Here is a 25,153-nt window from a genome sequence, read left to right as displayed (position 1 = left end):
CATCCTCAACGGTCCACTCTCTCACCCGTGCCGGACGGGTCGGCGTTCTCCGGTGCGGTGTCCGGTGCCGGGTCACCCGGCTGCTCCGGGGCGTCCGCCCGAGCGTCCGTGCCGGGCTCCCGGGTGAGACGTTCCCCGGCGGCTTCCGGGTTCTGCGGGTCGTCGGCGTCCTCGTCCGCCTCACGGGCCGCGGCCCGTTTGCGCTGGGTGTACATCCGGAAGCCGGCGAGGACGAGCAACAGCACGCCACCGCCGATGACCAGCATCACCGTGGCGGTGATCTCGGTGACCTTCACGTCGAACGTGACGGGTTCGCCGTACCTCTGGCCGTCCTGCGTGTACAGCTGGGCGACCACCGTCGCCCGTCCGTTGGCATTGGCGGACGTGGTGAACTTCACCGACTGGCTGTGACCGCCGGAGACCGCGACGGGCTGCTCCTCGTAGGCGTCCCCACCGATCTCGAGACGGGTCGGGTTGGTCGAGGTGAGCCGCAGCACCAGGTGCTCGACACCCTGCACCAGGTTGTTCTGGACCGTCACGGGGATGGTGGCGCTGCGGCCGGAGAGTTTCGTCTCCGACTTGTCGATCAGTCTGACCTGGCCGATGAGCGTGTCGAGGTACGACTCGATGCCGCTCCGGTAGATCGCGGCCTCGGACTGCCGGCCCCTCCACGACACGGACATCGACCGGTTCAGGGCACGTCCGAACGGGGTCACCACCCGGGACTGGTCGGAGAGGATCACCTTGAACTTGTCGAGCTTGGCCTGCGTCCTCCCGATCTGCTCGAACGTCGTGCGCGGCAGCTCGTGCTTGCGCAACGAGGAGGGGTACGCGGAGGCCGGGGGAACCTTGGTGGTGGCGGCGGGGTCCGGTTCGGCCCCGGCGGCCGCCGTGAGGCCCTGCGACTCGGACCAGGTTCCGTCCTGGAGGAGCGTGAGCGCCTCGGCCATCGTCTGGGCCTGGCTCGCGGACGGCGTCCGCTGCGGCGCGACGACGACACTGCGCTGCTGCCCCGTCTGCAGGCCGAGGGTCAGGCTCTGGGCCAGGAACCGCTGCACAGCGAGCGTGGAGGTGGAGGCCTTGGTCATGTCGCCCTGGAACGCCGTGGACAGCCGCGCGTCCGCGACGACGGCCGTCGTGCCGCCGCCGATGGGCCGGGGCGCGGAGGGCGTGTACGACAGGCCACCGGTCTCCTTGAAGGTGTCGCTGCGGGCGATCACCTTGTCGGCTCCGGCGGAGGTGGCGACCTTGACGATGGAGGGGTCGACGGCACCGTTGACGGGCCAGGCGAAGTCCGTGACGGGTTTGACGTGGAGGATGGCCTCCACGGTCCTGGCGACGTCGGTGGCTTCCTTGAGGTGACCCAGCGAGCCGGTGACGGACGTGCCGTTGTGGGCGAGGGAGGCCAGGTCGGGGTCGCCGAACGGCAGCACGACGACCTCCTTGTCCGTCACGGCCTTCTGCACCTCGGTGAGCCATCGCTTCGCGACCGACTGGTGGCCGCCGACGACGGTGTCGTCACCCTCGCCGGGAACCTCGTAACGGTCGGTCATCGCCTCGACGGACGCCAGCAGGTCCGGGTCGATCACCCAGGTGACGTCGAGGTCCTTGCCCAGCGCCACCATCCGGTCCAGCCGGCCGCCCGGGGAGATCTCCTTGGCGAGGTCGTCGTCGTGGAAGACCGGCGTCTGCTGCTCGTCCGAACCCGTCTCCGCCGTCATGTGGACGGTGGAGATCAGCGGCCACATGAACGTTGTCTTCGTCTTCGTGCCGGCTTCGTCGGGCTGCCACGGCAGGAACGTGTGCTGGACGCCGAGGGTCTGCTCCCACGGCTGGTCGGAGGTCTCCCCGGAGAGTGCCACGGCCAGCTGGTAGACGCCGTCCTGCCCGAGGTCCAGCTTGTCCACCGGCACCGAGAGGGTGAAGGACTGCGAGACACCCGGAGTGAGCTCGGCGAACTCCTCGGAGTACTTGTCGCCGACCTCCGGGCCGATGGAGCTCTGCACGTCGGTGCTGTTCTTGGCGACGCTGTCGATACTCGAGCGGGTGTTCAGCAGCGGACCCACATGCAGCCCCACGTGGGCGTCGGTGACGGTCTGCTTGCCCTTGTTGGTCACCGTCCCGGACACGGTGACGGTGTCCCCCTCGGCGGGGGCGCCGGGGGTGAGGGTGTCGACCGAGACGGAGACCGAGCCAGCGCCGGAGGCGGCCTGTGACGCGTCCGCCCCCGCGGCGTCCGCGGGGGGCGCGGCGGGCAGCTGGACGAGCCCCGTCAGCAGGGGCACTCCGGCGAACAGGGCTCCGGTACGCCGCAGCCAGCGGCGGGCAGGTGAGGGACTGGTCCCCTGGAAGTCTGCCGCCTCGGCCACGCGCTCGCCCGTCCCTCGTCTTCGTCAGTGGTTGTCGGAATGTGCGTCCACGCATGGTAACGATGCGCGCCGGGAGGAAGTGCCGCGGACCGGTCCACAAGATCGTGGAGACATGGGCTTGTCCGTGTATCGGCGGGGGTGTCCCCGCGCACGTTATGGAGGAGCCCTCGGTGGTTCCGGCCACGTACCCTCTTCTGTTGTGCCGAACGCCAACGAAGAAACCAGTGCCCTGAGCCAGGCGCAGGACCGCGCCGTGAGTGAACTGCTGCGGGTCGCCCCTGTCGCCGACGACCTCGCCCGCCGCTTCCAGGAAGCCGGGTTCTCACTCGCCCTGGTGGGCGGCTCGGTGCGGGACGCGCTGCTCGGCCGCCTCGGCAACGATCTGGACTTCACGACCGACGCCCGCCCGCAGGACGTACTGAAGATCATGCGTCCCTGGGCGGACGCCGTCTGGGACGTCGGGATCGCCTTCGGCACGGTCGGGGCACAGAAGGAAGCCCGTGTCGAAGACGCCGACCGGAGCTTCCAGATCGAGGTGACCACCTATCGTTCGGAAGCGTACGACCGCACCTCACGCAAGCCGGAGGTGTCGTACGGCGACTCGATCGAGGAAGACCTGGTCCGCCGTGACTTCACGGTGAACGCGATGGCCGTCGCGCTGCCGGAGAAGCGGTTCATCGATCCGCACGGCGGTCGCGCCGACCTGGCCGCGCGGGTGCTGCGCACCCCGGGTACGCCCGAGGAGTCCTTCTCGGACGATCCGCTGCGGATGATGCGGGCCGCCCGTTTCGCCGCCCAGCTCGACTTCGAGGTGGCACCCGAGGTCGTCGCGGCGATGAAGGAGATGGCCGGACGTATCGAGATCGTCTCCGCCGAGCGCGTACGGGACGAGCTGAACAAGCTGATCCTCTCCACGCACCCGCGCAAGGGACTGTCCCTGCTCGTGGACACCGGGATCGCCGAGTACGTGCTGCCCGAGCTGCCGGCCCTGCACCTGGAGCGGGACGAGCACCACCGGCACAAGGACGTCTACGACCACACGCTGATCGTCCTGGAGCAGGCGATGGCCCTGGAGGAGGAAGGCCCCGACCTGACCCTTCGCCTTGCGGCCCTGCTGCACGACATCGGCAAGCCGCGCACGCGGCGTTTCGAGAAGGACGGCCGCGTCTCGTTCCACCACCACGAAGTGGTCGGAGCGAAGATGACCAAGAAGCGCATGACGGCGCTCAAGTACTCCAACGAGCTGGTGAAGGACGTCTCACGTCTCGTCGAACTCCATCTGCGCTTCCACGGTTACGGCATGGGGGAGTGGACGGACTCCGCTGTGCGTCGCTATGTCCGCGACGCCGGACCGCTTCTCGACCGGCTCCACAAGCTGACCCGTTCGGACTGCACCACGCGCAACCGTCGCAAGGCCGCCGCGCTCTCCCGTGCGTACGACGGCCTGGAAGCGCGTATCGCCCAGCTTCAGGAGCAGGAGGAGCTGGACGCCATTCGCCCGGACCTCGACGGTAACCAGATCATGGAGATCCTCGGCGTCAAGCCGGGCCCGGCCGTCGGCCAGGCATACAAGCACCTGCTGGAGCTCCGGCTGGAGAACGGTCCGATGGAGCACGACGCGGCGGTGGCGGCACTCAAGGAGTGGTGGGCCGGCCAGCAGGCCTGAGGATGTGGAGCGGGGCGATGTTTCACGTGAAACATCGCCCCGCGGATGTGCGCGAGGGGTGACGTTTCACGTGAAACGCCACCCCTCACCGTCTTCTCTACTTGTCCTTCAGGCAGAGGAGGAAGCTCTGGCTGCCGTTGGTCTCCGTGTACACGTACTCGAAGTCCTTGGCCGCCGCGTCGCACTTGCTCTGAGCCGTGAGACCGGAGAAGTCGCCCTCGATCTTGGCGAGCACCGTGTACTGCGCCTTCGCGTCACCGCAGTCGACGACCTCGAGGTCCGGGCTGTTGTCGTTCGTGCTGCCCCGGTGCATGCAGTCGCCGACGGCGGCGGTGTTGGCGTCGTCCTGGCTGGTGATCCAGCCGCCGATGGCCACACCGGCGACGATCAGGACGATGACGATGTTCTTGATCGTCTTGAAGCTGAGCTTGCGACCCTGCTGCGGGGGAACCGGCGCACCCGGCGGGGGGAAGCCGGGCTGGCCCGCCTGCTGCGGGAAGGGGGCCTGACCCTGGGGCTGGCCGTAGGGCTGCTGCTGGCCCTGTGCGAACGGATTGCCCTGAGGCGGCGGAGTGGTCACTTGGGGTCCCCCTAGAACATGGGTGCGTGGCGTGAAAGAAGCGTTGATAAGACGCACGTAAGCTACCGGCCCGCACTGACAACTCCGTAGCTCAATAAAGCTCTGTGGCGTTGATGTGACACTTACTGACGCTCAAAACGAGCCATACCCACAGCTACTGCTCCGTAGATAACGGCGATCGTTACCACCAGTGGAACCGATCGGCCGTCCGGCGGCAGCATCAGGGCAGCCACTCCCGCGGCGCCGACGAAGGCCACGTTGAACAGGACGTCGTACACCGAGAAGATCCGGCCGCGGAAGTCGTCGTCGACACAGGCCTGGACGACGGTGTCCGTGGCGATCTTCGCGCCCTGGGTGGTCAGGCCCAGGACGAACGCCCCGGCCAGCAAGGGGCCGGTGGCGAAGGGCAGACCGAGCGCCGGCTCCAGTACGGCCGCCGCCGCTGCGCACACCACGATCCAGCGGCCGGGACCGAGCCGTCCCGCGGCCCAGGGCGTGAGGACGGCAGCGGCGAAGAAGCCGGCGCCGGACACGCCCAACGCCAGCCCCAGCAGGGCGAGCCCCTCCTCGGTGGTCGACGTCAGGGCGTACCGGCAGAGCATCAGCAGCATGACGAGCATCGCGCCGTAGCAGAACCGCATGAGCGACATCGCCGTGAGCGCCCAGGCGGCCTCCCTGCGCCGGGGCGCGGCGAGGTGCCGTACGCCCGCCACCAGGTCCCGAGCGGTGCCGGTGAGTGCCGTGGCCAGCCGGGGACGTACCAACGCGCGGTCGGGACCGAGCAGTTCCTTCGCGATGCGGAGCGATGCCACGGCCGCGCACAGGTACAGCGCGGCGCCCACGAGCACCACGGCCGCGTCGGAGTCGGCGACGACCAGGCGGACGACGAAGGCGAGTCCACCGCCCGCGGTCGCGGCGAGCGTTCCGGCGGTCGGGGACAGGGAGTTGGCGACGACCAGCCGCTCGCGGTCCACCACGCGCGGCAGCGCGGCGGACAGTCCGGCGAGGACGAAGCGGTTGACGCCCGTGACGCACAGGGCGGCGACGAAGAGGAGCCAGTCGGGCACCCGGCCGAGGATCAGGAGGGCGGTCACCGAGGCCATCAGGGCGCGCAGCAGGTTGCCGTACAGGAAGACCTGACGGCGGCGCCAGCGGTCGAGGAGGACTCCCGCGAAGGGGCCGACCACGGAGTACGGGAGGAGCAGAACCGCCATCGCGGAGGCGATCGCCGTGGCCGACGTCTGCTTCTCGGGGGAGAAGACCACGTAGGCGGCGAGCGCGACCTGGAAGACACCGTCGGCGCCCTGGGAGAGCAGCCGGACGGCGAGCAGACGTCTGAAGCCCTGGAGGCGCAGCAGAACGCGCAGGTCATGGACGACGGCCATGGGGCACAGCCTCACATACGAAGAGGGTCCCCGGGCCATACGACCCGGAGACCCTCAACTGCCCACAAGAGGGAGGTCCTAGCGCTCGACCTGGCCCTGGATGAACTTCTCGACGTTCTCGCGGGCCTCGTCGTCGAAGTACTGCACCGGCGGGGACTTCATGAAGTACGAGGACGCCGAGAGGATCGGGCCGCCGATGCCCCGGTCCTTGGCGATCTTCGCGGCGCGCAGGGCGTCGATGATGACACCGGCCGAGTTCGGGGAGTCCCAGACCTCGAGCTTGTACTCCAGGTTCAGCGGGACGTCACCGAAGGCACGGCCCTCGAGGCGGACGTAGGCCCACTTGCGGTCGTCCAGCCAGGCGACGTAGTCGGACGGGCCGATGTGGACGTTCTTCTCGCCGAGGTCCCGGTCGGGGATCTGCGAGGTGACGGCCTGCGTCTTGGAGATCTTCTTGGACTCGAGGCGGTCGCGCTCGAGCATGTTCTTGAAGTCCATGTTGCCGCCGACGTTCAGCTGCATCGTGCGGTCCAGGACGACACCGCGGTCCTCGAACAGCTTCGCCATGACGCGGTGCGTGATGGTGGCGCCGACCTGCGACTTGATGTCGTCACCGACGATCGGAACGCCCGCCTCGGTGAACTTGTCCGCCCACTCCTTGGTGCCGGCGATGAAGACCGGGAGGGCGTTGACGAAGGCGACCTTGGCGTCGATGGCGCACTGGGCGTAGAACTTCGCCGCGTCCTCGGAGCCGACGGGCAGGTAGCAGACGAGGACGTCGACCTGCTTGTCCTTGAGGACCTGGACGACGTCGACCGGGGCCTCGGCGGACTCCTCGATGGTCTCCCGGTAGTACTTGCCGAGACCGTCGAGGGTGTGGCCGCGCTGGACCTGGACGCCGCTGTTCGGCACGTCGCAGATCTTGATGGTGTTGTTCTCGGAGGCGCCGATGGCGTCCGCGAGATCCAGGCCGACCTTCTTGGCGTCCACGTCGAAGGCGGCGACGAACTCGATGTCACGGACGTGGTAGTCGCCGAACTGGACGTGCATCAGGCCCGGGACCTTGGACGCCGGGTCGGCGTCCTTGTAGTACTCGACGCCCTGCACCAGCGATGCGGCGCAGTTGCCCACGCCGACGATGGCTACGCGAACCGAACCCATTCCGGTTGCTCCCTGTGTGTACGAGTGAGGCCCTTCGGCGGGTCTCACGTGGCGGTGTCGTCGGGCGTATCCGGCCGGGGATCGTCCCCGGTCCGGGGCAGGCCGCCCGTCGCTCCAGATGTGGTGTCCTGCTGAGCGGGCTCCCCGGTGGCGGATCCCTTCAGGTCCCGCCCGGCCCGCTCGCTCTCGATGAGCTCGTTCAGCCAGCGCACTTCGCGCTCCACGGACTCCATCCCGTGGCGCTGGAGCTCGAGCGTGTAGTCGTCGAGGCGCTCCCGGGTCCGGGCCAGGGAGGCGCGCATTTTCTCGAGGCGCTCCTCCAGCCGGCTGCGGCGGCCTTCGAGCACGCGCATGCGTACGTCGCGCGACGTCTGCCCGAAGAAGGCGAACCGCGCGGCGAAGGTCTCGTCCTCGTACGCGTCCGGTCCCGTCTGGGAGAGCAGCTGCTCGAAGTGCTCCTTACCCTCCGCCGTCAACCGGTAGACGATCTTGGCGCGGCGCCCCGCGAGCGGGGCCGCGAGGGCGTCCTCGGTGGTGTTCCCCGGTTCCTCGATCAACCAGCCGTTGGCGAGCAGCGTCTTGAGGCAGGGGTAAAGCGTCCCGTAGCTGAACGCACGGAACACACCCAGTGACGTATTGAGTCGTTTGCGCAGCTCATAGCCGTGCATCGGAGATTCGCGGAGCAGGCCGAGTACGGCGAACTCGAGGATCCCGGAACGCCGGCTCATCGTCGCCTCCTCTCTGCCGCGGTCATGCCGTGACGGGCTCGTGTGCGGCTTGTCGCCGTCCTTATGCCGAGCTGATGTATCGACTCGATACATCACGACGATAGAACGGCCTCCCGGATGCGACAAGGGGGAAAAAGGTGAACGGGATCACATCACCGATTCATCGAGAGCAAGTTGCCTGATTTGAGGTGAACTTCTGTGCTCGGCGGGTTTTGGCGGTGCGTAGTCTGTGCGCCATGCACACCACCGGGAACCGAGTGACGCCCGGGGGCGTCTTGGTCCCCGGTGTAGTACGGGTGAATGCGCGAAGCGCCGCATCCGTACTTCGGGGGGACCGGAAACCAGCCGCCGTTTCCAGGCGCGCAAAGGTGCGCCTGCCCGAGGAGTAGTCGTTCGATGAGCGAGCACCGTCGCAAACCGCCGCAGCCGCAGGGAGGCGGACGTGCCGCGGCCCGACGCGGCCAGTCCGGTTCGTCCTCCGGCCGCCGCGCGGCACCGCGAGGCGCCACCGGGTCTCCGTCCGATTCCTATGGGTCGGGCTCCCGTGGTCCGGGGGGTGAGGAGCATACGTACAGCAGTCGTGCCGAGGCGCGACGCGCGGCACAGAGAGGCGGGGGCCGCCGTGCCGGCGCCGCCGGCCCCGGCCGGGGCGGGGGGCGCTCGGCCCCTCCCGGAAAGAAGCGGATCATCGACTATCCGCGCTGGGACAAGGACGGCTGGCGCCGCTGGACGCCGTCCTGGAAGCTCGTGTCCGGGCTGTGCCTCGCCTTCTTCGGCAGTCTGGTCGCCGTGGCGGGGATCGGGTACGCGATGGTGAGCGTGCCCAGCGAGGAGAACGCCATGGCGTTGTCCGAGAACAACGTCTACTACTGGGCCGACGAGACCCAGATGGTCGCCACCGGCAGCGGGCAGAACCGGCAGAACGTCACGATCGACCGGATCCCCGCGGCCATGCAGTGGGCGGTGATCTCGGCCGAGAACAAGAGCTTCTACGACGACTCGGGCATCGACCCCATGGGCATCGCCCGGGCGCTCGGCAACATGGCGACGGGTGGTGACACCCAGGGTGGCTCGACGATCACCCAGCAGTTCGTGAAGAACACCTACCTGAGCCAGGACCAGACGATCTCCCGGAAGTTCAAGGAGATGTTCATCTCGATCAAGGTGGGCACCAAGCTCACCAAGAAAGAGATCCTCCAGGGCTACCTGAACACCTCGTACTACGGCCGCGGCGCCTACGGCATCCAGGCCGCCGCCCAGACCTACTACGGCAAGGACGCGGTCGACCTCACCGCCAGCGAGTGCGCCTTCCTCGCCGCGCTGCTCAAGGGCCCGACGTACTACGACCCCGCGGGCAACGTGAACCTCGACTCCTCCGCCACCGCGGAGAAGAACCTTGAGCGTTCCGAGGAGCGCTGGTCCTGGATCCTCGAGCAGATGCACACGGACGAGCACCTCTCGGACGCCGAGTACCAGGAGGCGACCAAGGAGTACCCCATGCCCCAGGGCCGCAAGGCGACCAAGGGCATGACCGGTCAGATCAGCTACCTCGTCGACACGGCGAAGCGCTACGTCATGAAGAACTCCGACATCACGGAGGCGCAGTTCGACCAGGGTGGCTACCAGATCTACACGACCTTCGAGAAGGACAAGGTCGAGGCGCTGGCCAAGGCCGTGAAGAAGGTCGAGAAGGAGAAGCTCGACCCGAAGAAGCGCGAGGAGGACCAGCACGTCCAGTTCGGCGCGGCGTCGGTGAAGCCTAATGACGGTGCGATCGTCGCTCTCTACGGTGGTGCCGGCTTCGAGAACGGTCACTTCAACAACAACGCGGACACCTCGGGTGTCCCCGTCGGCTCGACGTGGAAGCCGTTCGTGCTGGCCGCCGCGATGGAGCACGGCACGTACAAGACCAATGGCGAAGGCGTCTCACCGCAGAGCAAGTACAACGGCAACGACCACCTGCAGATCAGGAACAACGACGGTTCCCTCGTCCTCAAGAAGGACAACACGCCCTTCTACCAGGCGAACGAGACCGACTACAAGTGGGGTTACATCACCCTGCACAAGGCGATGGAGCAGTCCGTCAACACCCCCTTCGTACAGCTCGGCATGGACGTGGGGATGAAGAACGTGGCGGACGTCGCCGAGAAGTCCGGCATTTTGAAGGACAGCTTCGCCGACCTCAACGCGTCGTTCGCCCTGGGCACGTCGACCCCCAGCGCGATCCGCATGGCCGACGCCTACGCGACCTTCGCGGCGTCCGGCAAGCAGGCCGACCCGTACTCGGTGACCGCCGTCAAGCACAAGGGGACGGAGCTTCCCAACTTCGAGAAGCCGCGCATCAAGCAGGCGATGCCGGAGAACGTGGCGCACAACATCACCAATGTCCTCGAGAACGTGATCGAGAACGGTACCGGTTACAGGGCGCAAGGGCTCGGGCGTGCAGCGGCCGGCAAGACGGGTACGACCGACGAGAACAAGTCCGCGTGGTGGGTCGGCTACACCCAGCAGCTCGCGACCTCGGTCGCCATGTTCCGCGAGGACCCCAAGGACCACAAACTGCTCTCCATGAACGGCACGGCGGGTGATGAGTCCATCCACGGTGGTGACGTTCCCACGCAGATCTGGACCGAGTACATGAAGGTCGCGCTGAAGGGCGAGGACGACCCCGGATTCCCCAAGGCCGAGAAGATCGGTCAGATCGCGGACGGGATCGGAGCACCGTCTCCCAGCCCGAGCGTCACGGCGACCGAGGAGGAAGAGGAGAAGGAGACGCCGACGGCGCCTCCGTCGCCCAGCCAGACCGAGGTCACGCCGCCGCCGCCGACCAATACCGCCACGTGCAGGCCGTTCGACTTCAACTGCGAGGACGACGGCGAGGAATCGGGCGGCACCGATGTGGGCGGCACGGACAGCGGCGGCACCGACGGAGGTGCGACCAGCTCGCCGGATCCCACGGCCAGCAGCGACACCGGAACCAGCAGAGGCAACGGCAACGGAAGTGATGGCGGTCTCTTCGGTTAGTCGGCTTATCGCCCGGCTTGGGTGTTTCACGTGAAACATGGGCCGCCGTACCTCCGGGTGCGGCGGCCCTCGGCGTATCCCCAGCCCCATGCGGCAGGATGTGCGGCATGCCCAGTGGAGAATCGACGCAAGCGAGCGTCCACGAGCCGGAGCCGGTGCGGCCGACCGAGGAGGACCGGGTCGCCGCGGCCGGCAGCGAGCTGATCGGCGGTCCGCTCGGGCGGCGTGCTCTGACCGGGACCTCCTGGTGGACCCCGGTGCGGGTGATCGCGCTCGTGGCGATCGGCATGTTCGCCCTCGGCCTGGTGCAGAAGGCACCCTGCTACAACGGAGCCTGGTTCTTCGGCGCCAGCTCCCAGTACACGCACGCGTGCTACTCGGACATCCCGCACCTCTACCAGGGGCGCGGCTTCGCCGACGGGCTGGTGCCGTACTTCGACAGGCTCTCCGGGGACATGCAGTACCTCGAGTACCCGGTGCTGACCGGCCTGTTCATGGAGGTCGCCGCCTGGCTCACCCCCGGCAGCGGCAGCATCCAGGACCAGGAGCAGTGGTACTGGATGGTCAACGCCGGGATGTTGATGGCGTGCGCGTCCGTCATCGCGGTCTGCGTGACCCGTACGCACGGGCGGCGGCCCTGGGACGGCCTGCTGGTCGCGCTGGCGCCGGCCTTCGCGCTGACCGCGACCATCAACTGGGACCTGCTGGCGGTCGCTCTGACGGCCGCCGCGATGCTGATGTGGTCGCGCGGGCGTTCCCTCGCCTTCGGTGTCCTCCTCGGGCTCGCCACGGCCGCCAAGCTCTACCCCGTGCTGCTGCTCGGGCCGCTGCTGGTGCTGTGCTGGCGCGCGGGACGGTGGCGGGAGTACGGCACGGCCCTCGGTGGCGCGGCCGCCGCCTGGCTCGTCGTGAACGGGCCCGTGATGCTCTTCGCGTTCGACGGCTGGTCGAAGTTCTACACGTTCAGCCAGGAGCGGGGCGTCGACTTCGGGTCCTTCTGGCTGATCCTCGCGCAGAACTCGGACGACCCGCTGAGCACCGACACGGTCAACACGCTCGCCACGGCGCTGATGCTGCTGTGCTGCGCGGGTGTCGCGGCGCTCACGCTCATGGCCCCCCGCCGGCCGCGTTTCGCCCAGCTCGCCTTCCTGATCGTCGCGGCGTTCATCCTCACCAACAAGGTCTACTCGCCGCAGTACGTCCTGTGGCTGGTGCCGCTGGCGGCCCTCGCCCGGCCGAAGTGGCGGGACTTCCTCGTCTGGCAGGCCTGCGAGGTGGCCTACTTCCTGGGCATCTGGATGTACCTCGCCTACACGACCAGCGGGGACGCCCACAAGGGGCTGCCCACCGACGGCTACCACTGGGCGATCGGCGTGCACCTGCTGGGGACGCTCTACCTGTGTGTCATGGTCCTGCGCGACATCCTGATGCCGGAGCGGGACCCGGTGCGCCGGTCCGGTGACGACGACCCCTCGGGCGGGGTGCTGGACGGGGCGGAGGACGTGTTCGTGCTCGGACCCGCGGCTCACCCGGCACGGCACGCGGCCCACTTCGAGGGAACCCCGGTCGAATGGGGCAGGAAGGAAGCCACCGGAGGTTCGCTCTGAGCGAACGATCAGGAGGGTGACACCTGCTCAGGGCAGAGGAAAGGCCGTACACGGGAGAACCGTGTACGGCCTTCTCGCTGTCAGCGGTCGAGGAGCCGGTCGAACTGCGTGGTGGTGTGCCGGAGGTGGGCCACCAGTTCCTCGCCCACCTTCGGTTCCGGCGCGTCCGCGGGCACGAACAGGATCGACACCTGCATGTGCGGCGGCTCGGCGAACCAGCGCTGCTTGCCGCCCCAGACGAACGGCGAAAGATTCCGGTTGACCGTGGCGAGGCCGGCGCGGGCGACGCCCTTGGCGCGCGGCATGACGCCGTGCAGGGCCTTGGGGGCCTCCAGGCCCACCCCGTGCGACGTACCACCCGCCACGACCACCAGATAGCCGTCGGAGGCGGCCTTCTGCTGCCGGTAGCCGAACCGGTCCCCCTTGGCGACGCGGGTGACGTCCAGCACCGCGCCCCGGTACTCGGTGGCCTCGTGGTCGCCCAGCCAGAGCCGGGTGCCGATCCGGGCGCGGAAGCGGGTCTGCGGGAACTGCTGCTGCAGCCGGGCGAGGTCGTCGGCCTTGAGATGGCTCACGAACATGGTGTGCAACGGGAGACGGGCCGCCCGCAGGCGGTCCATCCAGCCGATGACCTCCTCGACGGCGTCCGAGCCGTCGGTGCGGTCCAGCGGCAGGTGGATGGCAAAGCCCTCCAGCCGGACGTTCTCTATCGCTGAGTGCAGCTGGGGCAGGTCCTGCTCGCTGATGCCGTGCCGCTTCATCGAGGACATCACCTCGATGACCACCCGGGCGCCGACCAGGCCGTACACGCCGTCGACGGACGACACCGAACGGATGACCCGGTCGGGCAGCGGCACCGGCTCCTCACCGCGCCGGTACGGCGTCAGCACCAGCAGGTCACCGCCGAACCAGTCCTTGATCCGGGCGGCCTCGTACGTCGTGCCGACCGCGAGGACGTCCGAGCCCAGCCGGGTGGCCTCCTCGGCCAGCCGCTCGTGGCCGAAGCCGTAGCCGTTGCCCTTGCAGACCGGGACCAGCCCCGGGAACTGCTCCTGCACGTGCTTGTGATGCGCCCGCCAGCGCGCGGTGTCGACGTAGAGCGTGAGCGCCATGGCCGGACCTGGAACCTTTCTCGTGGCTGCGGTGTATCAGAGGTATGGGAGCTTATGGAGCCGTCGGAGCGGCGCAACAGGGGTCAGCGGCGCGACATGTAGATGTCGAGCGCCTTGTGGAGCAGCTTGTTCAGCGGGAAGTCCCACTCGCCGAGGTACTCGGCGGCCTGGCCGCCGGTACCCACCTTGAACTGGATCAGACCGAAGAGGTGGTCGGTCTCGTCCAGCGAGTCGGAGATGCCGCGCAGGTCGTAGACGGTCGCGCCGAGCGCGTAGGCGTCGCGCAGCATCCGCCACTGCATCGCGTTCGAGGGCCGGACCTCGCGGCCGATGTTGTCGGAGGCACCGTAGGAGTACCAGACGTGCCCGCCGACGATCAGCATCGTCGCCGCGGACAGGTTCACGCCGTTGTGCCGGGCGAAGTACAGCCGCATGCGGTTGGGGTCCTCGGTGTTGAGGGCCGTCCACATGCGCTGGAAGTACGACAGCGGGCGGGGCCGGAAGTGGTCGCGCACGGCCGTGATTTCGTACAGCCGCTGCCACTCGGGCAGATCGTTGTAACCGCCCTGGACGACCTCGACGCCGGCCTTCTCCGCCTTCTTGATGTTGCGGCGCCACAGCTGGTTGAAGTTTTTGTGGACCTCTTCCAGGGCACGGTTGGCCAGCGGCACCTGGTAGACGTAGCGGGGCTGGACGTCTCCGAATCCGGCGCCGCCGTCCTCACCCTGCTGCCAGCCCATACGGCGCAGCTTGTCGGCGACCTCGAAGGCCCGGGGCTCGATGAAGTCGGCCTCCAGGTCGCGCAGGCGCTTCACGTCCTGGTCCTGGATGCCCTTCTTGATGGTCGAGGCCTCCCAGCGCCGGATGATCACCGGCGGGCCCATCTTCACCGAGAACGCGCCCTGCTGCTTCAGATGGGCGAGCATCGGCTCGATCCATTCCTGAAGATTCGGCGCGAACCAGTTGATGACCGGGCCCTCGGGCAGATAGGCGAGGTAGCGCTTGATCTTGGGCAGCTGCCGGTAGAGGACGAGACCGGCACCGACCAGCTCACCGGTCCGGTCGTCGAACCAGCCGAGGCTCTCCGAGCGCCATTCCGCCTTGACATCGGCCCAGGCCGGGACCTGCATGTGACTCGCCGACGGCAGGCTCTGGATGTAGGCCAGATGCTGCTCTCGGCTGATGGTCCTCAGGGTCAGGCTCATTCGGGGCGCTCCTCGGGCTGGTGTGTCCCCATGGGTTCAGGGGCTCCGGCTCTCGCGCGAAGCCTACTGCGCCTCGGGGGCGCCCCGGTTGGGCGCACGGGCCCTTCGCCCCGGCTCGTCGCCGGCCGGGGCGTTCGGCGGTGTTCGAAAAGGAGTGGTGTCCGACGTCAGTCGAAGAGTCCGCCGAAGAGGCCCCCGTGCGCCATGCCCAGGAAGAACCCGACCGCCGCGGCACCGAGGCCCAGGACGAGGCCGAAGCGCTCGCGGGTCGTCACCGAGATCCACTGGCCGTACGCGCCGATGAGGATCCCCACCAGGCCGGTCCAGGAGCTGAGCAGGTGCAGATGGTGGAACATCGCCGTGATGAAGGACGTGATCCCCAGCACCAGGGTCACCGCCATGAGGGTGTCCTGGAGCGGGTGGGGTTTACCGTCCGTGGCGAAAAGGCCTCCGGTGGTGTTGGGTCGCAATGCCTGTGCCATGGGGCACCTCCTGCGAAAGGCGGCGGATCGTAGCGCCGTACACACCCGATGTGTACAGATTGACTGTCCCCACGGCCGGATTTCAACCGGAAGCCGCTGTGTGGGTACTCTGTACCGTCCGCATCGGTGTCTGTCCGGACAGAGCCAGGCGAGTCGAGGAAGGGCCACGGTCCGTCCTCGCCGGCCTGGGAGATCGCCGCCCGGCCTCGATTGTCAGTGGCGGCTGTTTTACTGACAGGCATCGTTGCAGCAACGCATCACGACCCTCCTGCCACGGAACGACCGTGGCCGCTGAGTCCAAAGGAGGTGGGTTCCACATGCGTCACTACGAGGTGATGGTCATCCTCGACCCCGACACCGAGGAGCGCGCTGTCTCCCCGCTGATCGAGAACTTCCTCTCTGTCGTCCGTGACGGCGGCGGAAAGGTCGAGAAGGTCGACACCTGGGGCCGTCGTCGTCTCTCGTACGAGATCAAGAAGAAGCCCGAGGGCATCTACTCGGTCATCGACCTGCAGGCCGAGCCTGCGGTCGTCAAGGAGCTCGACCGCCAGATGAACCTGAACGAGTCGGTCCTCCGGACCAAGGTCCTCCGCCCCGAGACCCACTGAGCTCTTCCGCTCAGCTGATCCCGGGACTCGAGTAGCAGCACAAGCAGCCAGCAGCAAACCCGCCGAGAGGTTCCCCATGGCAGGCGAGACCGTCATCACGGTCGTCGGCAATCTTGTCGACGACCCCGAGCTGCGCTTCACCCCGTCCGGTGCGGCCGTCGCGAAGTTCCGTGTCGCGTCGACCCCCCGCACCTTCGACCGTCAGACGAACGAATGGAAGGACGGCGAGAGCCTGTTCCTGACCTGCTCGGTCTGGCGTCAGGCGGCGGAGAACGTCGCCGAGTCGCTCCAGCGAGGCATGCGCGTCATCGTGCAGGGCCGGCTGAAGCAGCGGTCCTACGAGGACCGTGAGGGCGTCAAGCGCACGGTCTACGAGCTGGACGTCGAGGAAGTCGGCGCCAGCCTGCGCAACGCCACGGCCAAGGTCACCAAGACCACCGGCCGCGGTGGCCAGGGCGGCTACGGCGGGGGTGGCGGCGGCGGCCAGGGTGGCGGCGGCTGGGGCGGCGGCCCCGGCGGTGGCCAGCAGGGCGGCGGCGCTCCTGCCGACGACCCGTGGGCGACCGGCGCTCCCGCCGGTGGCCAGCAGGGCGGCGGCGGTGGCTGGGGCGGTGGCTCCGGCGGCAGCGGCGGCGGCTACTCGGACGAGCCCCCCTTCTAGGCGGGCCGTACCCACACTTCTTGATCACACAGGAGAAACATCATGGCGAAGCCGCCTGTGCGCAAGCCGAAGAAGAAGGTCTGCGCATTCTGCAAGGACAAGGTCACGTACGTGGACTACAAGGACACGAACATGCTGCGGAAGTTCATTTCCGACCGCGGCAAGATCCGTGCCCGCCGCGTGACCGGCAACTGCACGCAGCACCAGCGTGACGTCGCCACGGCCGTCAAGAACAGCCGTGAGATGGCGCTGCTGCCCTACACCTCCACCGCGCGATAAGGGAAGGGTGACCGACTCATGAAGATCATCCTCACCCACGAGGTCTCCGGCCTCGGTGCCGCGGGCGACGTCGTCGACGTCAAGGACGGTTACGCTCGCAACTACCTGGTTCCGCGGAAGCTCGCGATCCGCTGGACCAAGGGTGGCGAGAAGGACGTCGAGCAGATCCGTCGTGCTCGCAAGATCCACGAGATCCAGACCATCGAGCAGGCCAACCAGGTGAAGGCCCAGCTCGAGGGCGTCAAGGTCCGCCTGGCCGTCCGCTCCGGCGACGCCGGTCGTCTCTTCGGTTCCGTCACCCCGGCCGACATCGCTTCGGCGATCAAGGCCGCCGGTGGTCCCGAGGTCGACAAGCGCCGCATCGAGCTGGGCTCGCCGATCAAGACGCTGGGCGCCCACGAGACGTCCGTGCGTCTGCACCCCGAGGTGGCCGCCAAGGTCAGCATCGAGGTCGTCGCCGGCTGAGTGCCGCGCTTGCTGAAGCAGTGAGCATGGGGGCCGCACCCTTCGGGGTGCGGCCCCCATCGCCGTGTTCCACGTGAAACGGTCAGCGTGCGGCACCCGTGACGATCCAGCGGCCGGAGCGAGTACGGAGCCACAGGGTCAGCATCCGCACGGTCATCATGAGCGTCATCGTGGCCCACAGCGCGGTGAGTCCGCCCCCGAGCGAGGGAACCAGCAGGGCGGCGGGAGTGAACACCGCGAGGGTCAGCAGCATCGCCCAGGCCAGATACGGTCCGTCGCCCGCGCCCATCAGGACCCCGTCCAGGACGAAGACGACGCCGCAGATCGGCTGGGACAGCGCCACCAGGACCAGGGCGGGCAGGGCAGCGTCCGTGACCGTGGCGTCACTGGTGAACAGGGGCAGGAACACCGGTCGGGCGAGCACCACCAGGACGCCGAGGACGACACCGACCGCGATGCCCCACTCGACCATGCGGCGGCATGCCTCACGGGCACCCCGGACGTCGCCGGCGCCCAGATAACGCCCGATGATGGCCTGCCCGGCGATGGCGATGGCGTCCAGCGCGAAGGCGAGCAGGCTCCACAGGGAGAGGATGATCTGGTGGGCCGCGATGTCGGAGTCGCCGAGATGTGCGGCGACGGCTGTCGTGATCAGCAGGATCGCCCGGAGTGAGAGGGTGCGCACCAGCAGCGGAACGCCCGCTTGGGCGGACGCCCTGATGCCGGCGGCGTCCGGCCGCAGCGACGCCCCGTGCCTGCGCGCTCCGCGCAGCACCACGGCCAGATAGACCGCGGCCATGCCGCACTGGGCGATGACGGTGCCCCAGGCGGAGCCCGCGATGCCGAGGCCGGCGCCGTAGACCAGCGCGACATTGAGCACACCGTTGGCGACGAAGCCGGCGAGGGCGACGTAGAGCGGTGTCCTGGTGTTCTGCAGTCCGCGGAGGACACCGGTCGCGGCGAGCACGATCAGCATGGCCGGTATGCCGAGTGCGGAGATCCGCAGATAGGTGGTCGCGTAGGGGGCCGCTGTGTCGGAGGCGCCGAAGAGGTCCACGAGGACGGGCGCCGTGGGCAGGACGACGGCCATGACGGTGGCGCCGAGGAGCAGGGCCAGCCAGATTCCGTCGATGCCCTGGCGGATGGCCGACGGGAGGTCGCCGGCTCCGACGCGTCGGGCTACGGCGGCCGTGGTGGCGTAGGCCAGGAAGACGAAGACGCTCACGGCGGTCATCAGGAGGGCCGAGGCGACGCCGAGACCGGCGAGCTGTGCCGTGCCCAGATGACCGACGATGGCGCTGTCCGCCATGACGAAGAGCGGCTCGGCGACGAGGGCGCCGAAGGCGGGGACTGCCAGCATGACGATCTCGCGGTCATGCTGCCGTCGAGCGGCTCCGGGCCGCGCGGGGGCCTGTGTCATGTGCACCAATCTAATCGTCCACAGGTAAGAGATGCAAAGCTTTGGAGACCCTTACTTTGTGGCTCTGGGTGTGGGCTTGCGTACACCACATGGAGCGATCTTGATCCGACCGGGAAACTTTTTCTTCTGCACAGCCGGTGGACGATGAATTCGCAGGTCAAAGCCTTGTGGGTGTCAAAGGTGCGGGCTTGTTCACAGGGCTGTCCACCGGCTCGTGCACAGGTTTCGCCGAGTTCTCCACAGCATTGGGCCGGTCGTCCACATGGCCTGTGGATAACCAGATTGGCTGTCGGTGCCGACGGGCCTACGGTGGTCCGGCGCTCGCTCCGTCCACCGGTTTCAGAAACGCCACAAATCCGGCGCACGACAAGTGGAGTTGGGCCTCTTATCTGTCAGTGCCGTGCCGTAGAACAGAGAGGCACGGCGAGGTCCGTTCCGGCGGACGGGAGGAGGTGGCTCGGTGAGCATTTCCGAGCCCTTGGACGACCCGTGGGCCGAGAGCGGACCCAGTGATCGTCTGCCCGCCTCCCGGCGCCGCGAGGACCGGGGCAGGGGCCGCGACGAGCAGCACGACCGCGGCCGGGACAACGGCGTGTGGGACGGCGGAGGCTCCGCGTTCGAAAGGGTGCCGCCGCAGGACCTCGAGGCCGAGCAGTCCGTGCTGGGCGGCATGCTGCTGTCCAAGGACGCCATCGCCGACGTCGTCGAGATCCTCAAGGGCCACGACTTCTACAAGCCGGCCCACGAGACCATCTACACGGCCATCCTCGACGTCTACGCCAAGGGCGAGCCGGCCGACCCCATCACCATCGCCGCGGAGCTGACCAAGCGCGGTGAGATCAACAAGGTCGGCGGGGCCTCGTATCTGCACAACCTCGTCCAGACGGTGCCCACGGCGGCCAACGCGGCCTACTACGCGGAGATCGTGCACGAGCGTGCCGTGCTGCGCCGCCTGGTCGAGGCCGGCACGCGCATCACGCAGATGGGATACGCGGCCGACGACGACGTCGACGAGATCGTCAACCGCGCGCAGGCGGAGATCTACGCGGTCACCGAGCAGCGCACCAGCGAGGACTACCTGCCGCTCGGCGACATCATGGAGGGTGCGCTCGACGAGATCGAGGCGATCGGATCGCGCAGCGGTGAGATGACCGGGGTGCCCACCGGATTCACCGACTTCGACTCGCTCACCAACGGCCTGCACCCGGGACAGATGATCGTCATCGCCGCGCGTCCCGCGATGGGCAAGTCGACGCTCGCCCTGGACTTCGCACGGGCCGCCTCCATCAAGAACAACCTGCCGAGCGTCATCTTCTCGCTCGAGATGGGGCGCAACGAGATCGCGATGCGCCTGCTGTCCGCCGAGGCCCGGGTCGCCCTGCACCACATGCGCTCCGGCACGATGACCGACGAGGACTGGACCCGCCTGGCGCGCCGGATGCCGGACGTCTCGGCGGCACCGCTCTACATCGACGACTCCCCGAACCTGTCGATGATGGAGATCCGCGCCAAGTGCCGTCGCCTCAAGCAGCGCAACGACCTGAAGCTGGTCGTCATCGACTACCTCCAGCTGATGCAGTCCGGCGGTAAACGGTCCGAGAGCCGTCAGCAGGAGGTCTCGGACATGTCCCGTAACCTCAAGCTGCTCGCCAAGGAGCTGGAGATCCCGGTCATCGCGCTCTCCCAGCTCAACCGCGGCCCCGAGCAGCGCACGGACAAGAAGCCGATGGTCTCCGACCTGCGTGAGTCCGGTTCCATCGAGCAGGACGCCGACATGGTCATCCTGCTGCACCGCGAGGACGCCTACGAGAAGGAGTCCCCGCGCGCGGGTGAGGCGGACCTGATCGTGGCGAAGCACCGTAACGGTCCGACGGCCACGATCACGGTCGCCTTCCAGGGCCACTACTCACGTTTCGTGGACATGGCACAGACCTGATCCGTTCCTGCTGAACTGAGGGCATGACGACACCTCATCAGGAAGAACTGCTGCCCGGTACACGGCGGGCGCTGCTGCACAGGATCGCCGTCGCCCAGAGCGAAGGACGCGCGCCGTCGCTCGTCGCGGCCGTGGTGCGGGGCGGGAAGGCCGTGTGGACGGGAGCGCGGACGTCGGTGGAAGGGCACGCTCCGGACGAGCACGTGCAGTACCGGATCGGTTCGATCACCAAGACCTTCACCGCCGTTCTGGTGCTCCGGCTGCGCGACGAGGGAGCGCTCGATCTCGCCGACCCGCTGGAGAAGCACCTGCCGGACACGGGCGTGGGCGGGGCGACCGTCGCCGAACTGCTCGCCCACAGCGGCGGGCTGGCCGCCGAGACCCCCGGGCCCTGGTGGGAACGGACCCCCGGGTCCCTGCGTCCAGGCCTCGCCGACGTGCTGGGCGAGCGGCCCCTGGTGCACCCCGTCGGCCGGCGGTTCCACTACTCGAACCCCGGATACGCGTTGCTCGGCGCCCTGGTCGAGAAGCTGCGCGGTGCCCCGTGGGAGGAGGTGCTTCGGCGGGAAGTACTCGCACCTCTGGGCCTGCGTCGCACGACTGTGCGCGCGGAAGCGCCGCACGCGGGTGGCTGGGCGGTGCACCCATGGGCCGATGTGATGCTGCCCGAGCCCTTGGAGGATCTCGGGGTGATGGTGCCCGCCGGGCAACTGTGGTCCACCGCAGGTGATCTGGCGCGCTTCGCCGCCTTCCTGGCCGAGGGCGACGAACGGGTGCTGAGCGCCGAGTCGTTGCGGGAGATGAGGACGCCGGCCGCTCCGGTCGAGGCGGCGGACGTGGCGAGCGGCTACGCGTACTGCCTGGGCATGGAGATCCGTCACCAGCACGGGCGTTCCCTCGTCGGGCACACGGGTTCACTGCCGGGCTTCCTCGCCTGCCTCACGATCAGTGTGGCGGACGACGTGGGCGCGGTGGTCCTGGCCAACTGCACGTCCGGACCGGCGCCGTTCACGGTCGCGGCCGACCTCGTCCGGATCGTCGCCGAGGCGGAACCACGTGTCCCGGCTCCCTGGCGGCCGCTGCGAGAGGCGGATCCGGCGGCGCTGGAGCTGGTGGGGCAGTGGTACTGGGGGACGTCCGCGTTCGTGCTCCGGCTCTCGGCCGACGGCCTCGTCTCGCTGGAGCCGTTGTCCGGCAACGGCCGGCGCTCGCGTTTCCGCCCGGCGGAGGACGGCACCTGGGTGGGCCTGGAGGGCTACTACGCCGGAGAACTCCTGAAACCCGTACGGCGGTCGGACGGGGCGCTGAGCCATCTCGACCTGGGCTCGTTCGTGTTCACACGTCAGCCGTACGAGGAGGGGGCTCCCGTGCCGGGCGGCGTGGATCCGGAGGGATGGCGGGGTATCGGCTAGCTCCCGGCCGTCAGGGAGCGGCCGCGGGTCCTGTTTCACGTGGAACAGGACCCGGTTCCTTCGTCACAGCGGCAGTTTGAAGCCCACGTGGGAGGCCGTGAAGCCGAGTCGCTCGTAGAAGCGGTGGGCGGCGGTCCGGGTGTTGTCGGAGGTCAGCTGGACCAGTTGGCAGCCCTCGTGGCGGGACGCGTCGATCGCCCACTCGACGAGCCGGCTTCCCAGGCCGCTGCCGCGCTCGTCCGCGTGGACGCGGACCGCTTCGATGATCGACCGGGTGGCGCCGCGGCGGGAGAGCCCGGGAACGACCGTGAGCTGAAGCGTGCCGACGACGCGTCCTGCGCGGACCGCGACGACCAGGTGCTGGTTCGGATCGGCGCTGAGCCGCTCCAGGGCGGTCAGGTAGGGGCTGAGGTCGTCCGGCGACTCGCGCTGCGCGCCCAGGGGGTCGTCCGCGAGCATGCCGACGATCGCGGGAACGTCGTCGGCGACCGCGGCCCGTATCTCCAGATCTTCCATGCCGGCACCCTACGCGGGCACCGGCGCCTTCAGTGTTTCCACGGCCCGGACCAGGGGAGCGAGGTCGGGGTTCTCCGCCGCCGTGTCGAGGGCTTCGCGCAGGGCCGTGTCGTTGGTCGGCCGCGCCTCGTCCAGCAGCTCGAGACCGGCCTCGGTGACGTTGGTGTAGATGCCCCGGCGGTCGGTGGGGCACAGGTAGCGCTCCAGCAGTCCGCGGTCCTCGAGACGGGTGACCAGGCGCGTGGTGGCGCTCTGGCTGAGCACGACCGCGTCGGCGACCTGCTTCATCTGCAGGTGCCCCCCGTCACCGTCGTGCTGCCGGCTCAGCACGTCGAGCAGGGAGTACTCCCGCACGCTCAGGTCGTGCCGGGCCTGAAGGGCGCGCTCGATGTGGGCCTCGATCCTCCCGTGCAGCAGGGAGAGTGCGCACCAGCCCTGAGCGAGGGCGGTGAGCGCGGGGTCCGTGGCTGTCATGGGCGTTTCCTCCGTCCAGGAGCTGCTGACACCAGGGTAGAGCAAGGCCGCAATATACGGCGCTTGCAAATAGCCAGCGTCTGCAATTATTGTCGAGGCACGCAAAGCGCCCCTGCAATCGTCTGGGAAGGTCTCTCCCCCATGCCTCTCGCGCTTCTGGCCCTCGCGATCGGGGCCTTCGGGATCGGAACCACGGAGTTCGTGATCATGGGCTTGCTGCCCGAGGTCGCGGGTGACTTCGGTGTCTCCATTCCCACCGCCGGCTATCTGGTGACCGGCTACGCGCTGGGCGTCATGTTCGGCGCCCCGCTGATGACCGTGCTCGGCACCAGGATCTCCCGCAAGCGGATGCTGATGCTGCTGATGGGACTGTTCATCGCGGGGAACCTGCTCTCCGCGCTGGCCCCGTCCTTCGGCCTCATGCTGACCGGGCGGGTGGTCGCCTCGCTGGCCCACGGCGCCTTCTTCGGTATCGGCTCGGTGGTCGCGGCCGACCTGGTCGCCCCGGAAAAGAAGGCCGGAGCCATCGCCCTGATGTTCACCGGGCTGACCGTCGCCAATGTCGTCGGCGTCCCGCTGGGCACGCTCGTCGGCCAGTCCATCGGCTGGCGGGTCACCTTCGGCATCGTCGCCGCCCTCGGTGTCGTCGGCCTGGCCGGCATCGCCAGGCTCGTCCCCGACATGCCCAAGGCCGAGGGAGTGCGGCTGCGTCACGAACTGGCCGCCCTGAAGAACGTCCAGGTCCTGCTCGCCATGGCGATGACCGTCCTGGGATTCGGTGGCGTCTTCGCGGCCATCACCTACATCGCGCCGATGATGACGCGCGTCACCGGCTTCGCCGACGGCTCCGTAACCTGGCTGCTGGTCCTCTTCGGCCTCGGCATGGTCGGCGGCAACCTCGTCGGCGGCAGGTACGCGGACCGTGCCCTGATGCCCATGCTGTACCTCTCCCTGGGCGCCCTCGCCGTCGTTCTCGCGCTCTTCACCCTGACCGCGCACAACAAGATCGCCGCAGCCGTCACCATCGCCCTCATCGGCGCCCTGGGATTCGCCACGGTGCCGCCCCTGCAGAAGCGGGTCCTCGACCAGGCGCACGGCGCCCCCACCCTGGCCTCGGCCCTGAACATCGGCGCCTTCAACCTCGGCAACGCGCTGTCCGCCTGGCTCGGCGGCCTCGTGATCGGGGCCGGCCTCGGCTACACCGCCCCCAACTGGGTCGGTGCCGTTCTCGCCGCGAGTGCCCTGGTGCTGGCGTTCGTCTCGGCCGCTTTCGAGCGCCGCGACACCCCGCCCGGCAGCGTGCTCGCCGGTCCGGTGCCCACCGAGCGGCGGACCGTCGTCTCCCACTGACCCACGGGACCGGCAGATGCGGGGCCAGGGCCGTCCCCCGGCCGGTTCCCCACCCGGAACCACCGACAACACCGAGTACCACGAGGAGAATCCCCTCATGAGCCCCACCGCCGTCGCCCCGCTCACCACCCCGGAGGCCGAAGCCCTGCTCGGCGCGGCGTATCAGGCCGCGGACGCGGCCGGTGTCACGGTCAGCGTCACCGTTCTCGACGCGGGCGGGCATCTGCTCACCTTCCGCCGGGACGACCGCGCCGTGCTGATCTCCGGGGAGACCAGCACCCGCAAGGCGTACACCGCGCTCCAGCTGAACGCGCCGACCGCCGACCTCGTGGACGCCGTGCAGCCCGGAGGCCTCTTCCACACCCTGCCCACCGCACTCGACCGGCCGCTGCTGTTCATCGCCGGAGGCGTGCCCGTCCGGCGCGACGGCCGGCTGATCGGCGCGATCGGTGTCGGCGGTGGCGCCCCGGAGCAGGACCATGCCTTCGCCACGGCCGCCGTGGAGTCCCTCGTCTGACGGCGATGCTCACCGGACGCGACCTGCGGCGCCGCCCCGGCTTCCGCGCCGCCTTCGCCGACTTCAAGATCGCCACGGTCGCGGAGTTCACCGACACCGACCGCGCCCGGGAGAAGGCCGCCGAGCGGGACGCGCTTGCCGAAGTGACGGGCGGGGCAGGCGAGGAGCACGACGGTCCGGCATGATCTGACGAGAC

General features: G+C 68.7%; 23 protein-coding genes. 12 read left to right on the top strand and 11 right to left on the bottom strand.

The features are described 5' to 3' along the window. Nucleotides 1–5: 5 nt before the first annotated feature. Entirely contained in the window at nt 6–2,369 is a 2,364-nt protein-coding gene (locus AB0A94_RS34835) for a DUF6049 family protein (protein WP_361750493.1), read from the bottom strand. Between the two features lie 199 nt (nt 2,370–2,568). Here AB0A94_RS34835 and AB0A94_RS34830 point away from each other — a divergent pair, with 199 nt between their 5' ends. After that, nucleotides 2,569–4,035, top strand: a complete 1,467-nt coding sequence (locus AB0A94_RS34830; RefSeq protein ID WP_361750492.1) for a CCA tRNA nucleotidyltransferase — start codon at nt 2,569–2,571, stop codon at nt 4,033–4,035. A 97-nt stretch (nt 4,036–4,132) separates the two neighbouring features. Here the strand turns inward: AB0A94_RS34830 and AB0A94_RS34825 are convergent, their stop codons facing one another. From AB0A94_RS34825 to AB0A94_RS34810, 4 genes are all read right to left on the bottom strand, one after another. Further along, nucleotides 4,133–4,615 (bottom strand): hypothetical protein, encoded by a 483-nt coding sequence (locus AB0A94_RS34825; protein WP_361750490.1) that lies wholly within the window; start codon nt 4,613–4,615, stop codon nt 4,133–4,135. A gap of 122 nt (nt 4,616–4,737) precedes the next feature. Next, entirely contained in the window at nt 4,738–6,000 is a 1,263-nt protein-coding gene (locus tag AB0A94_RS34820) for an MFS transporter (protein ID WP_361750488.1), read from the bottom strand. 78 nt (nt 6,001–6,078) lie between these two features. Further along, nucleotides 6,079–7,161, bottom strand: coding sequence for an inositol-3-phosphate synthase (locus AB0A94_RS34815; protein WP_361750486.1), 1,083 nt, complete (start codon nt 7,159–7,161; stop codon nt 6,079–6,081). Between the two features lie 44 nt (nt 7,162–7,205). Continuing rightward, nucleotides 7,206–7,889, bottom strand: coding sequence for a helix-turn-helix transcriptional regulator (locus AB0A94_RS34810; RefSeq protein ID WP_361750484.1), 684 nt, complete (start codon nt 7,887–7,889; stop codon nt 7,206–7,208). A gap of 396 nt (nt 7,890–8,285) precedes the next feature. Between AB0A94_RS34810 and AB0A94_RS34805 the strand changes: the two genes are divergently transcribed. Both AB0A94_RS34805 and AB0A94_RS34800 read left to right on the top strand, forming a co-directional pair. After that, nucleotides 8,286–10,913 (top strand): transglycosylase domain-containing protein, encoded by a 2,628-nt coding sequence (locus AB0A94_RS34805; protein WP_361750482.1) that lies wholly within the window; start codon nt 8,286–8,288, stop codon nt 10,911–10,913. Nucleotides 10,914–11,011: 98 nt separating this feature from the next. Then, complete coding sequence (locus AB0A94_RS34800; protein WP_361750480.1) at nt 11,012–12,520, top strand: glycosyltransferase 87 family protein; 1,509 nt, start codon at nt 11,012–11,014, stop codon at nt 12,518–12,520. Between the two features lie 80 nt (nt 12,521–12,600). On the opposite strand, the gene AB0A94_RS34795 is transcribed toward AB0A94_RS34800, so the two are convergent. From AB0A94_RS34795 to AB0A94_RS34785, 3 genes are all read right to left on the bottom strand, one after another. Then, nucleotides 12,601–13,632 (bottom strand): alanine racemase, encoded by a 1,032-nt coding sequence (locus AB0A94_RS34795; protein WP_217130717.1) that lies wholly within the window; start codon nt 13,630–13,632, stop codon nt 12,601–12,603. 83 nt (nt 13,633–13,715) lie between these two features. Beyond that, nucleotides 13,716–14,837: a peptidoglycan bridge formation glycyltransferase FemX gene (gene femX, locus AB0A94_RS34790; RefSeq protein ID WP_361750478.1), complete on the bottom strand. Its 1,122-nt coding sequence runs from the start codon at nt 14,835–14,837 to the stop codon at nt 13,716–13,718. A 167-nt stretch (nt 14,838–15,004) separates the two neighbouring features. Further along, nucleotides 15,005–15,319: a hypothetical protein gene (locus tag AB0A94_RS34785; RefSeq protein WP_361750476.1), complete on the bottom strand. Its 315-nt coding sequence runs from the start codon at nt 15,317–15,319 to the stop codon at nt 15,005–15,007. 317 nt (nt 15,320–15,636) lie between these two features. Between AB0A94_RS34785 and rpsF the strand changes: the two genes are divergently transcribed. From rpsF to rplI, 4 genes are all read left to right on the top strand, one after another. Next, nucleotides 15,637–15,927 carry a 30S ribosomal protein S6 gene (rpsF, locus tag AB0A94_RS34780; RefSeq protein WP_004929252.1) on the top strand — a complete coding sequence of 97 codons (291 nt, stop codon included), beginning with the start codon at nt 15,637–15,639 and terminating at the stop codon, nt 15,925–15,927. Between the two features lie 76 nt (nt 15,928–16,003). Beyond that, nucleotides 16,004–16,588 carry a single-stranded DNA-binding protein gene (locus AB0A94_RS34775; RefSeq protein ID WP_019525359.1) on the top strand — a complete coding sequence of 195 codons (585 nt, stop codon included), beginning with the start codon at nt 16,004–16,006 and terminating at the stop codon, nt 16,586–16,588. A 42-nt stretch (nt 16,589–16,630) separates the two neighbouring features. Next, entirely contained in the window at nt 16,631–16,867 is a 237-nt protein-coding gene (rpsR, locus tag AB0A94_RS34770) for a 30S ribosomal protein S18 (RefSeq protein WP_003949403.1), read from the top strand. Nucleotides 16,868–16,885: 18 nt separating this feature from the next. After that, nucleotides 16,886–17,332 carry a 50S ribosomal protein L9 gene (gene rplI, locus AB0A94_RS34765; protein WP_361750473.1) on the top strand — a complete coding sequence of 149 codons (447 nt, stop codon included), beginning with the start codon at nt 16,886–16,888 and terminating at the stop codon, nt 17,330–17,332. A gap of 82 nt (nt 17,333–17,414) precedes the next feature. On the opposite strand, the gene AB0A94_RS34760 is transcribed toward rplI, so the two are convergent. After that, a complete protein-coding gene (locus AB0A94_RS34760) occupies nt 17,415–18,752 on the bottom strand; it encodes an MATE family efflux transporter (RefSeq protein WP_361750471.1) in 1,338 nt (445 codons plus the stop codon). 460 nt (nt 18,753–19,212) lie between these two features. Here AB0A94_RS34760 and dnaB point away from each other — a divergent pair, with 460 nt between their 5' ends. Together dnaB and AB0A94_RS34750 are read left to right on the top strand one after the other, a co-directional pair. Next, entirely contained in the window at nt 19,213–20,688 is a 1,476-nt protein-coding gene (gene dnaB, locus AB0A94_RS34755) for a replicative DNA helicase (protein WP_361750470.1), read from the top strand. A gap of 23 nt (nt 20,689–20,711) precedes the next feature. Beyond that, nucleotides 20,712–22,100 (top strand): serine hydrolase domain-containing protein, encoded by a 1,389-nt coding sequence (locus tag AB0A94_RS34750; RefSeq protein ID WP_361750468.1) that lies wholly within the window; start codon nt 20,712–20,714, stop codon nt 22,098–22,100. A gap of 63 nt (nt 22,101–22,163) precedes the next feature. Here AB0A94_RS34750 and AB0A94_RS34745 read toward each other — a convergent pair whose 3' ends face one another. Both AB0A94_RS34745 and AB0A94_RS34740 read right to left on the bottom strand, forming a co-directional pair. Beyond that, nucleotides 22,164–22,616, bottom strand: a complete 453-nt coding sequence (locus tag AB0A94_RS34745) for a GNAT family N-acetyltransferase (protein ID WP_361750467.1) — start codon at nt 22,614–22,616, stop codon at nt 22,164–22,166. A 9-nt stretch (nt 22,617–22,625) separates the two neighbouring features. Further along, nucleotides 22,626–23,090, bottom strand: a complete 465-nt coding sequence (locus tag AB0A94_RS34740; RefSeq protein ID WP_361750465.1) for a MarR family transcriptional regulator — start codon at nt 23,088–23,090, stop codon at nt 22,626–22,628. Between the two features lie 141 nt (nt 23,091–23,231). On the opposite strand from AB0A94_RS34740, the gene AB0A94_RS34735 reads away from it, so the two are divergent. The 3 genes from AB0A94_RS34735 to AB0A94_RS34725 all read left to right on the top strand — a co-directional run bounded on the left by AB0A94_RS34735 (nt 23,232) and on the right by AB0A94_RS34725 (nt 25,142). Continuing rightward, nucleotides 23,232–24,440: an MFS transporter gene (locus tag AB0A94_RS34735; RefSeq protein WP_361750464.1), complete on the top strand. Its 1,209-nt coding sequence runs from the start codon at nt 23,232–23,234 to the stop codon at nt 24,438–24,440. A 97-nt stretch (nt 24,441–24,537) separates the two neighbouring features. After that, nucleotides 24,538–24,957, top strand: a complete 420-nt coding sequence (locus AB0A94_RS34730; RefSeq protein ID WP_361750462.1) for a heme-binding protein — start codon at nt 24,538–24,540, stop codon at nt 24,955–24,957. 5 nt (nt 24,958–24,962) lie between these two features. Next, nucleotides 24,963–25,142 carry a hypothetical protein gene (locus tag AB0A94_RS34725; RefSeq protein WP_361750460.1) on the top strand — a complete coding sequence of 60 codons (180 nt, stop codon included), beginning with the start codon at nt 24,963–24,965 and terminating at the stop codon, nt 25,140–25,142. The last annotated feature ends 11 nt before the right edge of the window (nt 25,143–25,153 follow it).

Origin of the sequence: Streptomyces sp. NPDC044984 (assembly GCF_040646935.1) — a bacterium.
Lineage (GTDB): Bacteria > Actinomycetota > Actinomycetes > Streptomycetales > Streptomycetaceae > Streptomyces.
Note: the sequence above shows the minus strand (reverse complement) of the source record. Positions and strands in the feature narration are given on the sequence as shown.

Excerpts from the sequence above, each read along its gene's own strand:
- femX (WP_361750478.1), bottom strand. The coding sequence starts at position 14,837 with ATGAGCCTGACCCTGAGGACCATCAGCCGAGAGCAGCATCTGGCCTAC.
- AB0A94_RS34730 (WP_361750462.1), top strand. The coding sequence starts at position 24,538 with ATGAGCCCCACCGCCGTCGCCCCGCTCACCACCCCGGAGGCCGAAGCC.
- AB0A94_RS34775 (WP_019525359.1), top strand. The coding sequence starts at position 16,004 with ATGGCAGGCGAGACCGTCATCACGGTCGTCGGCAATCTTGTCGACGAC.
- AB0A94_RS34815 (WP_361750486.1), bottom strand. The coding sequence starts at position 7,161 with ATGGGTTCGGTTCGCGTAGCCATCGTCGGCGTGGGCAACTGCGCCGCA.
- rpsR (WP_003949403.1), top strand. The coding sequence starts at position 16,631 with ATGGCGAAGCCGCCTGTGCGCAAGCCGAAGAAGAAGGTCTGCGCATTC.
- AB0A94_RS34725 (WP_361750460.1), top strand. The coding sequence starts at position 24,963 with ATGCTCACCGGACGCGACCTGCGGCGCCGCCCCGGCTTCCGCGCCGCC.
- AB0A94_RS34810 (WP_361750484.1), bottom strand. The coding sequence starts at position 7,889 with ATGAGCCGGCGTTCCGGGATCCTCGAGTTCGCCGTACTCGGCCTGCTC.
- AB0A94_RS34785 (WP_361750476.1), bottom strand. The coding sequence starts at position 15,319 with ATGGCACAGGCATTGCGACCCAACACCACCGGAGGCCTTTTCGCCACG.
- rplI (WP_361750473.1), top strand. The coding sequence starts at position 16,886 with ATGAAGATCATCCTCACCCACGAGGTCTCCGGCCTCGGTGCCGCGGGC.
- AB0A94_RS34820 (WP_361750488.1), bottom strand. The coding sequence starts at position 6,000 with ATGGCCGTCGTCCATGACCTGCGCGTTCTGCTGCGCCTCCAGGGCTTC.
- AB0A94_RS34805 (WP_361750482.1), top strand. The coding sequence starts at position 8,286 with ATGAGCGAGCACCGTCGCAAACCGCCGCAGCCGCAGGGAGGCGGACGT.
- AB0A94_RS34750 (WP_361750468.1), top strand. The coding sequence starts at position 20,712 with ATGACGACACCTCATCAGGAAGAACTGCTGCCCGGTACACGGCGGGCG.
- rpsF (WP_004929252.1), top strand. The coding sequence starts at position 15,637 with ATGCGTCACTACGAGGTGATGGTCATCCTCGACCCCGACACCGAGGAG.
- AB0A94_RS34745 (WP_361750467.1), bottom strand. The coding sequence starts at position 22,616 with ATGGAAGATCTGGAGATACGGGCCGCGGTCGCCGACGACGTTCCCGCG.
- AB0A94_RS34800 (WP_361750480.1), top strand. The coding sequence starts at position 11,012 with ATGTGCGGCATGCCCAGTGGAGAATCGACGCAAGCGAGCGTCCACGAG.
- AB0A94_RS34760 (WP_361750471.1), bottom strand. The coding sequence starts at position 18,752 with ATGACACAGGCCCCCGCGCGGCCCGGAGCCGCTCGACGGCAGCATGAC.
- AB0A94_RS34740 (WP_361750465.1), bottom strand. The coding sequence starts at position 23,090 with ATGACAGCCACGGACCCCGCGCTCACCGCCCTCGCTCAGGGCTGGTGC.
- AB0A94_RS34795 (WP_217130717.1), bottom strand. The coding sequence starts at position 13,632 with ATGGCGCTCACGCTCTACGTCGACACCGCGCGCTGGCGGGCGCATCAC.
- AB0A94_RS34735 (WP_361750464.1), top strand. The coding sequence starts at position 23,232 with ATGCCTCTCGCGCTTCTGGCCCTCGCGATCGGGGCCTTCGGGATCGGA.